The following is a 14,248-nucleotide window of genomic DNA, read 5'->3' as shown; positions in this document are numbered from 1 at the left end:
TCTTCTGCCCTCCATAACTTAAACCGTAAACGTACATCAACCATCATATAAAACCCTCTTGAGTTATCCTCGTGAGAGGAATTGTTCATGTTCCGCACCCACAAAACGTTCAATCCATCGAGCAACATCAGGATGTTTACCTAGCGTAGGGTCTTCTTCAATGAGTGAACGAGCGTCTTCACGAGCTTTTTCAATAATGTCGGCGTCATCAATAGCTCTTAACAATTTGAGGGTACTCTTTTTGCCCGATTGGGCGGCACCAAGAATATCGCCTTCACGACGCTGACGTAAGTCAATCTTTGAAAGCTCAAAACCGTCTGTTGTAGAAGCTACCGCATCTAAACGATCTCGTGACGGGCTCCCCTGCTCTTGTTCTGTCACTAAAAGGCAGGTTCCCGGAAGCTGTCCACGCCCAATACGTCCACGAAGCTGATGTAAACCGGAAATACCAAAACGATCCGCATCCAAAATAATCATCAGCGTCGCATTCGGGACGTTAACACCAACTTCAACAACAGTAGTACACACTAAAAGCTGAATATCGCCGTCACTAAAGCTCTGCATCACATGAGCTTTTGTCTGAGTATCCAAGCGCCCATGCAGCATATCGATACGCACACCAGAAAGTACCGGCATATGAGAAAGTTTCTCGAGAACCTCTATCGCAGAATGAAGTTTCTTCTGAGAACTACCCTGATCTGTCGAGAAAAGATGTTCAGCACCAGAAGATGTCTCATCATCAGAGGTGTCCTCACCAACTTTAGGAACAACGACATACACCTGATGTCCAGCATCAATTTCTTCGCGAGCGCGCTCCCAGAGGCGTTTTTCCCAGCGTGGATGTTCTGTAAGAGGAACAACAACACTTTTAATTTTTTGGCGTCCTGCTGGTAGTTGGTCGAGTACAGAAATATCGAGGTCGCCAAAAACTGTCATGGCAACGGTTCTCGGAATGGGTGTTGCTGTCATGACTAAACGGTGTGGTAGTTCTCCGTCTGCGTTGCGTAAGCTATCACGTTGTTCAACGCCGAAACGGTGTTGTTCGTCGACAACGGCTAAACCTAATCGTGCAAAATGTACGTCAGTGCTCAGCAGGGCGTGCGTTCCAATGACGATGTCCGCTGCACCAGATGCGATGTCAAGAAGAACCTGTTTTTTCTCGGCGGCAGGCATGGACGCTTTGAGCAGACGCACGTGAACAGGTGGTTTATCGTTGTTGTGGCTGGTGAGCGGGCGTAGGATTTCGCACACAGATTGGTAGTGTTGTTCGGCAAGGACTTCTGTGGGGGCAAGCATTGCGGCTTGTCCGCCGGAGTCTATGACTTGGAGCATGGCCCGTAGTGCAACAACGGTTTTTCCGGAGCCGACGTCGCCTTGTAGCAGGCGATTCATGGGGGTGCGTTGGCTGAGGTCTTGACGTATTTCTTCTCCTACATTTTTTTGCCCGTCTGTTAGTTGGTAGGGCAAGAGTTCGAGAAGACGTTGTGCGTACCCGTTTTTGAGGTATGGCCACGAGTCGGTGGTGTGTTCTGCGCGTTGAGCGCGGATACGAGCTAGTGCGCTTTGGAGGATGAAAGCTTCTCGATAGCGTAAGGAATGTTGGGCTTGTTTCCAGGTGTCGTCACTATCGGGGGTATGTAGAGCACGGTATGTCCATGCCAGTGTGGGTATTTTTCGTTTGTGTCGTGTTTCTGGTGGGAGTGGGTCTTCTAGCTCAGATAATGGCGCGTGGTCAAGGAGTTCTGCGATAGCGGCGCTGATTCTATCGGTTGGAAATTTAGCGTTTGCGCGGTAGACGGGAATGGGTGCGTGTGCTTGAGTGTAGGCGTGTGATGAGACGTTGTCTCCGGTAGCACGATGATATTCGCTAATCACAGCATAGTGGGGGTTGGTGAGGGTCAGCTCTCCTTTGTAGGCACCTACTTTTCCAGAGAAGAGGACGTGGTCTCCTGTTTTCATATCGCGTGCTGCAGACCACGCGTTGAAGAAGGTGAGGGTCATACGGTGGGCGTTACTGGGGTGAGCGTATCCGTGTAGTTGGTGTGCTGGTGAGGGTAACGTACCGTAGCTATCAGAGTATCCACTGGCAGAACCTGTGAGTAGCGGATGGCTGGGTTTTTGGGTTCGGTAACTGTAGACGGTGCCAAGGGGCGCTTCGTCGTTATGGTCTTCTTCGTCAGAGAGTTGGTCACTAATAATAATTTCGGTGATAGAACCTCGACGAGAGCGCATGGATCGAGTACGGACGTCAACCACTTGTGCCATGAGGGTGACGTCTTGTTCGTATTCTAGTTCTGAGAAGGGCGTGAGTTTGCCTCGTGGGAGGTATTTTTTGGGGTGGTAGTTGAGCAGTTCTTCAACGGTGTGCAGGCCGAGGTGTTTTGATAATTGCGCGGCAAGAGTTTTTCCGAGGTAGACGCTAAGTTTTGTGTTCTCTAGGCGTGCTTCTTGGTGGTATTTTTGGTGAATTTTTTGGGTGAGTTCTTGCTGTTCGTTGGGTGTTTTAGTCATAGTGCTAGGATTTCGAGGTTCTCAACGGTGCCGTATTGTTCGAGAAGTTCTTTCACCTGTTGTGGGTCTTTCACGTGAATGTGGATACGCCAATGAGGGATGTGCTCTGTTTGATCAATCATAGCGATAGCCAGACTCTGACCAGATACTTCTAATTGTGAACGCAAAAACATCATTTTTTCTAGGGGTAACGCTATTTCGCAAAGGAGTTCGCGCAGTTCATCAGACGGTGTATCCGGCTCACCGAGTAGTTCGGCAGGTATTTGAAACAGGTCGTTCGTCGTTGTCTCGTCGATGCTTTTTCCGTTTAACACGCTACTGAGCGCGTTGATAACCAAGAACAGTCCGACTGCCCCAGCATCTGCACTACCGTGCACGTGGCGGGTTGAGGCGGCGCTCTGATAGGCGCATTCGGCGAGGAAGAACACGTGTTCTTCAATATGCGAGGTTGCAATAGGTGCCCGCGCAATATCCGACATGACCGTGAGCATAGTTGCTTCGGCAGGTTCTATCATGGTGGCGTGGGCGTGTTCTTGAGCGATAAATAATCCAAGATGCAACGCTTCGGGTGTGAGTTCTCCGTCGTTTCCTAGCGAGCGGGTCAGAGCGTTAAACCATGCTGAGAGTAATGTTCCGGAGTTGCCGCGGCTTGTCCGTAAGGTTTCTTGTGTGGCGTGCGTGGGGTCGCATCCGTTGTGTAGATGTTCGCAAAGAGTACGGCAGGTAGCTAGTAGGTTAGAACCAGTATCGCTATCAGGGACGGGGAAGAAATTAATGTCGTTGAGTTGTTGGCAGTATCTACTCAATATTTGTGTAGATTCTTGACACCATTGAGGCCACACAGACATGACGTTGAGAGTGTTCTTCATCGCGCTCATTGACTCTTCCTCAAGTGTGGATGGTGCGTTATCTAAGAGACATTATAGAAACGTATCAGGCAGAACCATAATCTTTATTTTCCATAAGGTGCAAGGTTATGAGAAGTGATCCCACCCGTATTCTGTTGCAGGTTCGTGATTAATAAAAATTTGTGGCGTGGAGGTGGCAATAGTGCATATGCCAACGGCTCTAAAACCTTGAGGGAGCTTTTCTAACGATGAAAAAGTTGCCAACATAGAGTGATTTTCTCCCCCGTATAGAACCCATTGCTTCGCCAGATGCTCGGGGGTGTACGTTGCGTATTTTTGAGTATGTTGGCAGAGCCACTGGGCGGCAGGGAGAAGCTTCTTCAGGTCTTTTTCTAGAAGGTCAAGAGAGAAATCCATCGAGACTTTTGACGCTTTGGCGATACGTTGCCCGTCACGGATAAGCCCATCTGAGATGTCCATCATGGAATGAGCAGTTTCTGCAGATAACCCAAGTGTTAGAGGCGTGCTGGGACGTTTTTGGGTATATACAAGGTCTAATAATGCAGGGTTATTAACCCCTAAAAATTCGGGACTATCAAGGAGAGCAAGCCCCGCCGCGGCAGTGCCAAGTTCACCAGCAACGGCGATAATGTCGGCAGGACGTGCGTTATTGCGTCGTACCGGTTCGCCTAGGCACCGTCCTACCGCGGTGACGGTAATAGATATTTCTGTTGATGCGCCAAGGTCTCCCCCAGAGATTGTGCATTCTTCAGCTTCGTGATGAGATAAAGCATCGACAATTCCATGTGCGCAGTCTTGTAACCATTGGCAAGGCGTCTGCGGTGGAAGGCTAAGACTTATCAATAGCGTTTGAGGTACTGCACGCATGGCCACAATATCTGCAATGTTTTGGGCGACGAGTTTCCAGCCGACATCGTATCCGCTACTTTGGTGGCCACTCACCCATTGGGTGCGAAAGTCTTGATTCTCTGTTTGAGTATCAACACTCATCACGGTTAGCCCCTGGTTAAAAGAGAAGATGGCGCTGTCATCTCCTGCACCAAGAATACAGGGGTTCGGTTTGTGAACCTTTTCGAGTCTTTGTGCAACACGTTGGTTGTGTTCTTCAAAGATGGGTAAGAACATGTCTAAGAGTTGTTCTTCGTTAAAGTCTTTGACGTGCGAGGTAAGGTTCATAAGTCTTTAGATGTTGATTCGCGCATAAATTGACGGATCACGTAGAAGATTCCGCCAAGTCCAAAAAGAGAGAATAGGACGGTGGGTGTGTACCCTTCGATGATGGCTTTACCGCGGGTGCGTGCACTTGAAGCAGTCACCGTATTTGAGCTATGTTCTGCAGATTCAGTGCCGAATACGCCTAAACGTTGAGCGTTCTTTTCGGTATAAGCAGTTTTATGGTTGTTATTGAGGTAGTCTTTCACCCATTCTGCGGTGCTAGGTTGAGCGTTTTTTCGGTCGTTAGGGGAAGAGTTCGGCACGTTTTTTCCGGTGGAGTTTGTTTCTGCCGAAAACGACGGTTCTAGTGGTGTTCCTAAGCTATTGAGCTGTTCTTGCATAGAGAAGGTTCTGCCTTGAGTAGCTTCTTCAAGTAGCTCGTTGTGAGGTGTGTTGTTAGGAAGTTCGGGTGTAATAGTCTCGTATTGGTGAAGCTGTTGGGTGGCTTCCTCGGTATGAGGTATGACCTGTTCTTGTGAGGGGTCTGGGGTGGTGTTCTCTTCTTGTCCACGAGTTGGCAGATCGTTGTGCTCGGGTGTTGTTGTTTCAGCTGGTGAGGGTGTGGCTGTTGGTTCTGAGGTTTGGGGCGGTGCAGGGGTAATGTTTGCGCCTGAGCCGATTCCATCATCAGGATTTTGTGGTGTTGGTGGTTCTTGAGGCTGGCTGGGTTCTGTTGGTTCACTCGGTTGAGTTGTTTCAGGTGTTGGTGGTTCTTGAGGCTGGTTAGGTTCTGTTGGTTCACTCGGTTGAGTGGTTTCAGGTGCTGGTGATGAAGTTTCGGGGAAAGGAAAGTCGTCGCCATCAGAAGGTGCAGATGGTGTTGTTGTCGGTTCGGTGATTACCGGTGGTGCAGGTTGTTCGCTGACAGGTGTGGTGGGTTCTTCGGTGGGATTATGTATTATAGGCGGGTTGAGTGGAATCAGTGGTAGCTCTGTGGGGGATGCAGAGGGTTCAACAGTAGGAGGTAAAGCGTCTTGGGCGTCTGCTGGGAACGTCATAAAAGACATAGCTAATGCGCATAAAGTACCGACGCTGACCATCACAATATTGTGTTGTTTAGACATGTGAACCTCCTTCACTCTCTTGATAAGTTCTCAAGCTTTTACCCACACTATCAGGTGTCGGGGAGGGTACGCGAGTAGTGTGAAGAGGTATTTTCTTGAGCACAACGATAGAATGAGAACGTGAGTATCTTGAAGAAAACCTCTGTTCGTATCACCTCTGCACTCTGTTTAGCGACGATGCCGCTCAGTGGGTGCGGTGCTGGTGCGGTGTACCTTACTCCTGCAGAAGATGCAGCCAACCCACGTTGTGCCTATGCGATGGTGGCGATGCCTCAAGAAATTGGTGGTTTTTCTCAACGTGAGACGACTGCTCAAGCAACAACAGCGTGGGGTGATCCCAGTGTTGTTGTCCTCAAATGTGGTGTGATCGTACAAGAGCCGGTGTCAGATCCTTGTGTATCTGTCAATGGTGTGGATTGGATTCTTAAACCTGCAGAAGAGCAAGAACAGGCTCAGCAGTCGGTTCAGCAGGCAACTGGAACGTGGGATGCTACAACTTTCGGGCGTTCACCTGCTATACGTATCACTTTTGACGCCGACAAAATTTCTTCTTCAACGTTATTAATTCACCTTAGTTCTGCGGTCAAGCAACTCCCCCAAACTAAGGCGTGTACGAATCTTAGCGATGAGCTTCGTTTAGAATCTTAAACGTTATCAGGAGTTTGGCGAACTTTTTGTGTTCGCCAAACTCCTGATCAGTAGCGTATTAGCTGTTATCGTGGCACGCTTTATTTTTAGCGTAGACCGAGTTCGCGTTCAAGTGCTAATTTGATGAGACGATCTACGAGTTCTGTGTATTTGAGTCCAGTTTTTTCCCACATGATTTTGTACATGCTAATAGGGGTAAAACCGGGCATTGTGTTCACTTCGTTGATGATGAGTTTTCCTTCTTGAGTGTAGAAGAAGTCTGCACGAGCAAGACCTTCACAATCTAAGGAGAGGAAGGCTTGAACTGCTAGAGCACGAAGACGTGTTTGAGCGTCTTCATCTAGTTCGGCAGGGCACACTGTTTTGGTTTTACTTTTAGGATCGTATTTTTCTGTGCTGTCGTAGAAGGTTTGACCTTCTTTGACGATTTCTCCGACGCATGAACTGATGGGCTGTTCTGCAGAAGATACTTCAAGTACGGCACATTCGAGTTCTCGACCGTCAATACCTGCTTCAATAATAATTTTGGGGTCGTGTTTTTGTGCTTCGGCAATAGCGGCGTCTAGGTCTGCTTCACTGTCAACTTTACTAATTCCGTAGGAGGAACCAGCACGCGCTGGTTTGACGAACACGGGGTATCCGAGTTTGTTAATCTCTTGTCGAGCCTGTTTGGGGTTCATTGCCCATTGGCGGTGTGTTACTACAACGTAGGGTCCAACATCCAGTCCAGCAGATTCGAACGCAACTTTCATGAAGTGCTTATCCATACCGATAGCAGAAGATGCAACACCACATCCAACGTATTTGAGGCCTGCACTTTCGAGGAGACCTTGCACCGTTCCGTCTTCGCCAAAGGGTCCGTGCAGGACGGGGAATACGACGTCGATGCTAGGGCCTAGACGAAATTCTGTGGCGCCTTCTGAGCATAGACGAAGCTTTGAGTCGCCTTCACCAAGGGGTAGGAAGACTTGTTCTTGTGAACCGCGGAAGTACGCTTTGACTTCTTCACCTGTTCGAGCTGTTTCTTGTGCCGCTTCGTTCACGAGTTTGTTGATTTCTTCAGGGGAGCTTAAATACCAGCGGCCTTCTTCGGTGATGCCGATAACGACAACATCGTAGGTTTGAGTATCAATGGCGTTGAGTACACCCGATGCGCTCACAAGAGACACGGAATGTTCTGAAGATGTTCCACCGGCAAGTACTGCAACGGTGGGTTTGGTGATGGTGCTATTAGACATGTAACTCTCTCAAAGTCTCTTTTAGGTGTGTCGGGGAAAAATAACAACACTTATTCTAGCGTTGTGTATGGTTTTCGTGCTTGAGGGTTCTGCCAAGGAGTCGTGGGGCAAGAGTTTCAACGGTCAGGGTGCCGTTCAATACTGCCACGACAGCTTCACAGATAGGCATTTCAACGTGGTGTTGATGGGCAAGTTCGACGACGGCTGCAGCCGATTTGATGGATTCTGCAGTTTGCGTCATCACTTCATTGAGTTGTTCTGGTCGTACTCCCTCAGCCAGTAGTCGCCCGGCGGTGTGGTTTCGTGAGAGAGAAGAGGAACAGGTTGCGATGAGGTCGCCCATACCGGCTAGTCCACTCAATGTTTGGGGGTCTGCGCCGAGTGCTACTGCTAAGCGGGTAGTCTCGGCAAGGCCACGGGTCATCACTGATGCTTTGGAGTTATCTCCGTAGTCTTTTCCTTCGCAGATTCCCACGCATAAGGCGATAATGTTTTTGACAATTCCGCCTATTTCTACACCAATAATATCGGTTCCTGTGTAGGGGCGAAAATATGAGCAGTTGCATAGTTCAGCCAGTAGCGCCGCGGTAGTTTCGTGGTGTGCGGCGATAACAGAAGCTGTTGGTTGTTCTGCAACAATTTCTCGGGCGAGGTTGGGGCCTGAGAGCACAGCTACGCGTTCGATGGCGTGAGGGTCTCCAGCTTCTTCAAGAACTTGAACAATCACTTCGGACATTCTTAGCCCAGTGTTTTGTTCTAACCCTTTAGCAAGTGATATCAGAATCGCGTGTGGAGGGATGTGTGTGATGAGGTTTTTGAGCTGTTCGCGCAATGATTGTGCTGGTATTGCTAGCACAATAATGTCGGCGCCGGCTAAGGCTTCCAAGATGTTGGAGGTGTACTCTAGGTTCTCCGGCAATACGAGTTGTGGGAAGTATGCGGTGTTCATCCGTGTAGTACGGCATTGTTCCATACGTTCGGGGTTTCGGCCCCAGAGGATGGTTCGTATTCCGTTGTTCTTTTCACGTGCGGTGTCTGCGGTGATTTTAGCAAAAGCGGTGCCCCAGCTACCGGCACCAAGAACAGCAATTTTGTGGATGCTATTGGTGTTTTGGGCTGTGGTAGCTGGGGCAACACTCATGGTTCTCCTAATGTTTTTCTCCGGGTAGTTCGCGCCGTCTGGTGATGGGGTTCCATCGCCCTTCAGGCTCTTTTTCGCCTCGTATGTCTTCTAGCAGTGCGGTAATGGCTGAGACCATACGGTCTGTAGCGATAGTGAGGTCTTCCCTAGTGGGTGCCGCTGCAGGGCTGCTTCCTTGAAGGTCAGAGAAGTCGATAGGGTCACCGATTTTAACCTGCACTTTTTTACGAGGGAAAGGGCGGAACTTACCTGTTGGGGATAGAAATTCTTGGTCTCCCCAATGGGCAATGGGGTAAACCGGAACTCCTGTTGCGAAGGCGAGTCGTGCGGCGCCGGTTCGTGCTGCAATCATCCACCCTTGGGGGTCTTCGGAGAGAGTTCCTTCAGGGTAGATGACCACCGCTCCCCCCGATTCGAGCACGTTTTGCGCGGTCTCTAATGATTTACGCGCGTCGATGGATCCTCGTGCCACGGGGATGTGAGCAAGTTTGCGAAGAATCCAGCCGATGACGGGTGCTCTAAAGAGTGATTCTTTTGCGAGGAATCTGGGTAAAGTTCCGGTGAGGAACACAGGGTAGGCAATCGTAATGGGGTCTACTTCTGAAAGGTGGTTAGAGACGACGAGGTATCCGCGGTCTCGTGGGAGTTTTTCAATTCCCTCAATTTTCAGTCCCATTAAGCAGTGGTAGAGCACTCGTGCACTGTGTCCTAGTACGCGGTATAGTGCGTCACCAGAAGGAGTGGGTTTAAGTCCTGTCAATGCTTGCCGCGGCTGTGAACCTGCCATCTTAGTCGATAACCTCAAATTTTGCGCCAAGGGCGGTGAGCTTGTCACCAAAGTGTTCGTAACCGCGGGAGATAACAGATACTCCGGTGACGTTTGAGGTGCCTTCTGCAGCAAGTGCAGCGATAACGTGAGAGAAGCCACCGCGGAGGTCTGGGACGTTGATGTCTGCGCCACGAAGTTTTGATTTTCCGGTGATGATTGCGGAGTGACGGAAGTTCTTATTTCCGAAACGGCATTCGGTAGGTCCAAGGCAGTCGCGGTGAACTTGTACGGTTGCACCCATCTTGATGAGTGCGTCGGTGAAGCCGAAACGGTTTTCGTAGACGGTTTCGTGAAGTACGGAGACGCCTTGTGCTTGGGTCATCGCAACGACGAGAGGCTGTTGCCAGTCTGTCATGAAGCCGGGGTGAACGTTGGTTTCGAGGAAGAGCGGGTTGAGCTCAGTACCGGGGTGGTAGAAGCGGATACCGTCGGTGCGGATGTCGAGGCCACCACCCATTTTGCGGAAGACGTTGAGGTAGGTGCTCATGTCTTTTTGGTGTGCGCCACGGACGAAGATGTCGCCACCGGTTGCAAGAGCGGCGGATGCCCATGATGCTGCTTCATTGCGGTCTGGTAGTGCGTCGTGCGTGTAGCCTTCGAGACGGTCGGTGCCTTCGATGATGATTTGGCGGTCCGTTTCGACGGTGATGATTGCACCCATTTTTTGTAGGACGGCGATGAGGTCCATGATTTCTGGCTCAACGGCAGCGTTTTTAAGCTCGGTTTTACCTTGTGCGAGGACAGCGGTGAGCAGAACTTGCTCGGTGGTGCCTACAGAAGGGTAGTCGAGTTTGATGGTGTTACCTTTGAGACCGTCTTTAGGGGCTTTAATCGAAATACCGTTTTCTTGCTTATCGATTTTTGCGCCGAAGTCTTGAAGTACTTTGAAGTGGAAGTCTACGGGGCGGTCGCCGATACGGCAGCCGCCAAGGTCTGGAATGAAGGCTTCGCCGAGGGTGTGTAGTAGTGGTCCGCAAAGCAGGATGGGGATGCGGGAGTCTCCTGCGTGCGCGTGGATGTCTGCGTTTTCGGCGCGGGAGACGTTGCTTGGGTCGAGTGTTAGTTCACCGGTTTCGCGGTTGTGTTCGACGGTGACGCCGTGTAGTTCTACGAGGTCGGTAACAACCTTGACGTCTTTGATTTCTGGAACATTGCGCAATAGAGAAGGTGAGCTGCCTAAGAGAGCAGCAACCATTGCTTTAGGTACGAGGTTTTTAGCTCCGCGTACTTTCACTTCACCTACTAGTGGGGTTCCACCTTCAATTCGCAGTGCGCTGATCATATGCTTCCAATCGTATAAGTAAGAACCGGATGTTCTTTATGTGCGAGCGATCCGGCATAGCTTGGTGCTGTGCCTATGTTTTTGGACTCTCGTGTGAAGAGTCGTCCACATAAAACTACAGTGAACTTTACTTAACAATAAGTCATGAGAGCCCTGTCTTTGTGTTTAGTTTGAGTGTTCAATATCAAAAAGCGGTTCTCATGACATTTTTTCACGAGTTTTTAGGGGTTTTGGGTGCTATTCGGTACACTGTGAACTTTATCAAGAGGGTAAAGGTTGTCCCCTTTTATGTTGGCACAAAATGGTGTTACCTATTTTATTGGGTTTTAGGTAGCCATGCTGGACGGTTTTTTTCGTATTCGGTGATGGCGTCCTCGTGTTGGAGTGTGAGCCCGATATCGTCGAGTCCTTCCATGAGACGCCAACGAACGTAGTCGTCGATGTGGAAGGGTACGGTCAGTGCCCCGCAAGTAATGGTTTTAGTTTCGAGGTCTACGGTAATTTCTGCACCGGGTTCGTTATCGAGGGTTTTCCAGATAAGTTCAACGTCGTCTTGGCGTACTTGGGCGGCGACCAGTCCTTGTTTTCCGGAGTTTCCGCGGAAGATGTCGGCAAAGCGTGCGGAGATGACGACTTTGAACCCGTAGTCTTTGAGTGCCCATACGGCGTGTTCGCGGGAGGATCCGGTGCCGAAGTCGGGGCCTGCAACTAGTACACTGCCGTTCTTGTAGGGTTCTTGGTTGAGGATGAAGTTTTCGTCTTTGCGCCAGTTGGCAAAGAGTGCGTCGTCGAATCCTGTTTTGGTGACGCGTTTGAGGTAGACGGCGGGAATGATTTGGTCGGTGTCTACGTTGGAGGCGTGTAGTGGTACTCCGATTCCGGTGTGTTTGATGATGGGTTCCATCGGTGTTGTGTTCCTTGTGTGTTGGGCGGCTTAATTGTGTGGTGTTAGGGTTAGAGGTCGCTGGGGCAGCTGAGTGTGCCGCGGATGGCGGTGGCTGCTGCGACTAGTGGTGAGACGAGGTGGGTGCGTCCACCTTTGCCTTGGCGTCCTTCAAAGTTGCGGTTGGAGGTGGAGGCGCAGCGCTCCCCTGGTGCGAGTTGGTCGGGGTTCATGCCGAGGCACATGGAGCATCCAGCAAAACGCCAGTCTGCACCGAAGTTTTGGAAGATTTTGTCGAGGCCTTCGGCTTCTGCTTGTGCACGTACTTTTTGGGAGCCGGGGACGACCATCATGCGTACACCGGGGGCAATTTTTTGTCCGTTGATAATTTCTGCTGCGGCACGTAAGTCTTCAATGCGGGAGTTGGTGCAGGAGCCGAGGAAGACAACGTCTACGGGGATGTCTTTCATGGGGGTGCCTGCGGTGAGTCCCATATATTCGAGGGCTTTCGCTGCGGCTACTTTGTCGTTTTCTTCTGCGAAGTCTTCGGGGTGTGGCACGTTGTGTGATAGTGGTACACCTTGCCCAGGGTTGGTTCCCCAGGTGACGAAGGGTTCTAGTTCGTCTGCGTTGATGAAGATTTCTCGGTCAAAAACGGCTCCTTCGTCGGTGGGTAGGGTTTTCCAGTAGGCGAGCGCTTCTTCCCAGTTTTTTCCGGCGGGGGCGTGTTCGCGTCCTTTGACGTATTCGAAGGTGGTTTCGTCGGGGGCGACCATTCCGGCGCGTGCTCCGGCTTCGATGGACATGTTGCACATGGTCATGCGTCCTTCCATCGAGAGTGAGCGGATGGCGGAGCCACGGTATTCGAGGACGTAGCCTTGTCCTCCGCCGGTGCCGATTTCGGCGATGACGGCGAGGATGATGTCTTTGGCGGTGACTCCTGGTTTGAGGGTGCCTTCGACGTTGATGGCCATGGTTTTGAAGGGTGCTAGTGGCAGTGTTTGTGTTGCCATGACGTGTTCGACTTCTGAGGTTCCGATGCCGAAGGCGAGTGCGCCGAATGCTCCGTGGGTGGAGGTGTGGGAGTCTCCGCAGACGATGGTCATTCCGGGCATGGTGAGTCCGAGTTGGGGGCCGACGACGTGGACGATGCCTTGTTCGATGTCTCCGAGTGAGTGGATGCGTACGCCGAATTCTTGGGCGTTTTTGCGGAGTGTTTCGATTTGGGTGCGTGAGGTGAGGTCGGCGATGGTGGTGAAGATGTTTTCGGTGGGTGTGTTGTGGTCTTCGGTGGCAATGGTGAGGTCGAGTCTCCGTAGGGGGCGTTGTTCGAGTCGTAGGCCTTCGAATGCTTGGGGTGAGGTGACTTCGTGGACGAGGTGGAGGTCGATGTAGAGTAGGTCTGGTTTTCCGTTGTCTCCGGTGACGACGGTGTGGGCTTGCCATACTTTTTCGGCGAGGGTGCGGGGTGTGTGTATGTGGGCGTCTGGGGTGCTTTCTTTCATGGTTTTTCCTTGTGCTGTGGTGATGTTGTTTATATTTTGTCGAGAAAGAGTGGAACTTTCCATAAAATGAACTTGCATATCACATATTGAGAATGTAATAATTTTACCTACACATGCATAAATATCTATCATGGTGCTGATTATGTAACCTCTACCTATGAAGCACCTATCAAGCGTCCCCCACGCTACACACTTGGAGGAATCCATGACCAACGACAAACCAGAACTCAAAACATCCTCAGGGGTAGGAGTTCTCGACAAAGCAGCAGCCATCCTCAACCGACTCGAATCTGGCCCTGCATCCCTCTCCCAACTCGTTGAAGCAACCGCGCTCGCCCGCCCTACCGCACACCGCCTAGCAGTAGCACTCGTCCACCACCGACTCGTCTCACGAGACTCCCAAGGACGATTCGCCCTCGGCCCACGTATTGGCGAGCTCTCCTCCGCCTCCGGCGAAGACCGCCTCATCAGTGCCGCCGGCCCTATCCTCAACAACCTCAGAAACGTTACCGGCGAAAGTTCTCAAGTGTACCGCCGTCAAGGAGACTGGCGTGTATGCGTCGCCTCAGCAGAACGACCTATCGGACTACGCGACACCATCCCCGTAGGAACACAACTCTCCATGAAGGCAGGCTCCGCCGCACAAATACTCACCGCATGGGAAGAGCACTCTCGACTTCTTGAAGGCCTACGCAACGCACGCTTTACCGCCACCATGTTAGCGGCAGTTCGCAGACGTGGCTGGGCACAATCCGTAGGAGAAAGAGAACGCGGCACAGCCTCAGTTTCGGCACCTGTACACGGACCAACCGGTAAAGTCATCGCCGCTATCTCTATCTCGGGCCCTATTGAACGTCTCACCCGTCAGCCGGGGCGACTCCACGCAGAAGTTGTCTGCCAAGCAGCAGCACAGCTAACCGACGCGCTACGCAACGCATCCTAAAAACACTACGAGACAAAAAACTACGGCACCCCCAAGGGTGTATCTTCCAAGAAACTTTCACAAAGGAAAATACACACCAACAGGGGTGCCGTAGCGTTATCAAAAAATTTTTAGCACACC

12 protein-coding genes are annotated in these 14,248 nt (G+C 51.0%); 2 read left to right on the top strand and 10 right to left on the bottom strand.

The genetic code is table 11. The features are described 5' to 3' along the window. Positions 1-63: 63 nt before the first annotated feature. The 4 genes from ACN08W_RS04365 to ACN08W_RS04350 form a co-directional block, all read right to left on the bottom strand. Positions 64-2,511, bottom strand: coding sequence for an ATP-dependent DNA helicase RecG (locus ACN08W_RS04365; RefSeq protein WP_419103707.1), 2,448 nt, complete (start codon positions 2,509-2,511; stop codon positions 64-66). Further along, positions 2,508-3,389, bottom strand: coding sequence for a DAK2 domain-containing protein (locus tag ACN08W_RS04360; RefSeq protein ID WP_419103708.1), 882 nt, complete (start codon positions 3,387-3,389; stop codon positions 2,508-2,510). Before ACN08W_RS04360 ends, ACN08W_RS04365 begins: the two co-directional genes overlap by 4 nt. A gap of 96 nt (positions 3,390-3,485) precedes the next feature. Further along, complete coding sequence (locus tag ACN08W_RS04355) at positions 3,486-4,556, bottom strand: thiamine-phosphate kinase (RefSeq protein WP_419103709.1); 1,071 nt, start codon at positions 4,554-4,556, stop codon at positions 3,486-3,488. Further along, positions 4,553-5,659, bottom strand: a complete 1,107-nt coding sequence (locus tag ACN08W_RS04350; protein WP_419108901.1) for a hypothetical protein — start codon at positions 5,657-5,659, stop codon at positions 4,553-4,555. Before ACN08W_RS04350 ends, ACN08W_RS04355 begins: the two co-directional genes overlap by 4 nt. Positions 5,660-5,779: 120 nt before the next feature. Between ACN08W_RS04350 and ACN08W_RS04345 the strand changes: the two genes are divergently transcribed. After that, positions 5,780-6,307, top strand: a complete 528-nt coding sequence (locus ACN08W_RS04345; RefSeq protein WP_419108900.1) for a DUF3515 domain-containing protein — start codon at positions 5,780-5,782, stop codon at positions 6,305-6,307. An 86-nt stretch (positions 6,308-6,393) separates the two neighbouring features. Here the strand turns inward: ACN08W_RS04345 and ACN08W_RS04340 are convergent, their stop codons facing one another. The 6 genes from ACN08W_RS04340 to leuC all read right to left on the bottom strand — a co-directional run bounded on the left by ACN08W_RS04340 (position 6,394) and on the right by leuC (position 13,185). After that, positions 6,394-7,545 carry a D-alanine--D-alanine ligase family protein gene (locus ACN08W_RS04340; protein WP_419103712.1) on the bottom strand — a complete coding sequence of 384 codons (1,152 nt, stop codon included), beginning with the start codon at positions 7,543-7,545 and terminating at the stop codon, positions 6,394-6,396. A gap of 55 nt (positions 7,546-7,600) precedes the next feature. Beyond that, positions 7,601-8,686, bottom strand: a complete 1,086-nt coding sequence (locus ACN08W_RS04335; protein ID WP_419108899.1) for an NAD(P)H-dependent glycerol-3-phosphate dehydrogenase — start codon at positions 8,684-8,686, stop codon at positions 7,601-7,603. A gap of 7 nt (positions 8,687-8,693) precedes the next feature. Further along, positions 8,694-9,473 carry a lysophospholipid acyltransferase family protein gene (locus tag ACN08W_RS04330; protein ID WP_419106972.1) on the bottom strand — a complete coding sequence of 260 codons (780 nt, stop codon included), beginning with the start codon at positions 9,471-9,473 and terminating at the stop codon, positions 8,694-8,696. 1 nt (position 9,474) lies between these two features. Continuing rightward, positions 9,475-10,797, bottom strand: a complete 1,323-nt coding sequence (gene murA, locus ACN08W_RS04325; protein WP_419103715.1) for a UDP-N-acetylglucosamine 1-carboxyvinyltransferase — start codon at positions 10,795-10,797, stop codon at positions 9,475-9,477. Positions 10,798-11,113: 316 nt separating this feature from the next. Next, complete coding sequence (leuD, locus tag ACN08W_RS04320; RefSeq protein ID WP_419103716.1) at positions 11,114-11,701, bottom strand: 3-isopropylmalate dehydratase small subunit; 588 nt, start codon at positions 11,699-11,701, stop codon at positions 11,114-11,116. Between the two features lie 50 nt (positions 11,702-11,751). Then, positions 11,752-13,185, bottom strand: coding sequence for a 3-isopropylmalate dehydratase large subunit (gene leuC / locus ACN08W_RS04315; protein WP_419108898.1), 1,434 nt, complete (start codon positions 13,183-13,185; stop codon positions 11,752-11,754). A gap of 205 nt (positions 13,186-13,390) precedes the next feature. On the opposite strand from leuC, the gene ACN08W_RS04310 reads away from it, so the two are divergent. Beyond that, entirely contained in the window at positions 13,391-14,128 is a 738-nt protein-coding gene (locus ACN08W_RS04310) for an IclR family transcriptional regulator (protein WP_419103718.1), read from the top strand. Positions 14,129-14,248 lie beyond the last annotated feature (120 nt).

Source organism: Rothia sp. CCM 9419 (genome assembly GCF_048512815.1).
Lineage (GTDB): Bacteria > Actinomycetota > Actinomycetes > Actinomycetales > Micrococcaceae > Rothia.
The sequence above is the reverse complement of the archived record's forward strand: the minus strand, read 5'-3'. Positions and strand labels throughout refer to the sequence as shown.

Coding starts and splice junctions, on each gene's coding strand:
- leuD (WP_419103716.1), bottom strand. CDS start 11,701: ATGGAACCCATCATCAAACACACCGGAATCGGAGTACCACTACACGCC.
- ACN08W_RS04365 (WP_419103707.1), bottom strand. CDS start 2,511: ATGACTAAAACACCCAACGAACAGCAAGAACTCACCCAAAAAATTCAC.
- murA (WP_419103715.1), bottom strand. CDS start 10,797: ATGATCAGCGCACTGCGAATTGAAGGTGGAACCCCACTAGTAGGTGAA.
- ACN08W_RS04330 (WP_419106972.1), bottom strand. CDS start 9,473: ATGGCAGGTTCACAGCCGCGGCAAGCATTGACAGGACTTAAACCCACT.
- ACN08W_RS04340 (WP_419103712.1), bottom strand. CDS start 7,545: ATGTCTAATAGCACCATCACCAAACCCACCGTTGCAGTACTTGCCGGT.
- ACN08W_RS04360 (WP_419103708.1), bottom strand. CDS start 3,389: ATGAGCGCGATGAAGAACACTCTCAACGTCATGTCTGTGTGGCCTCAA.
- leuC (WP_419108898.1), bottom strand. CDS start 13,185: ATGAAAGAAAGCACCCCAGACGCCCACATACACACACCCCGCACCCTC.
- ACN08W_RS04350 (WP_419108901.1), bottom strand. CDS start 5,659: ATGTCTAAACAACACAATATTGTGATGGTCAGCGTCGGTACTTTATGC.
- ACN08W_RS04335 (WP_419108899.1), bottom strand. CDS start 8,686: ATGAGTGTTGCCCCAGCTACCACAGCCCAAAACACCAATAGCATCCAC.
- ACN08W_RS04310 (WP_419103718.1), top strand. CDS start 13,391: ATGACCAACGACAAACCAGAACTCAAAACATCCTCAGGGGTAGGAGTT.
- ACN08W_RS04355 (WP_419103709.1), bottom strand. CDS start 4,556: ATGAACCTTACCTCGCACGTCAAAGACTTTAACGAAGAACAACTCTTA.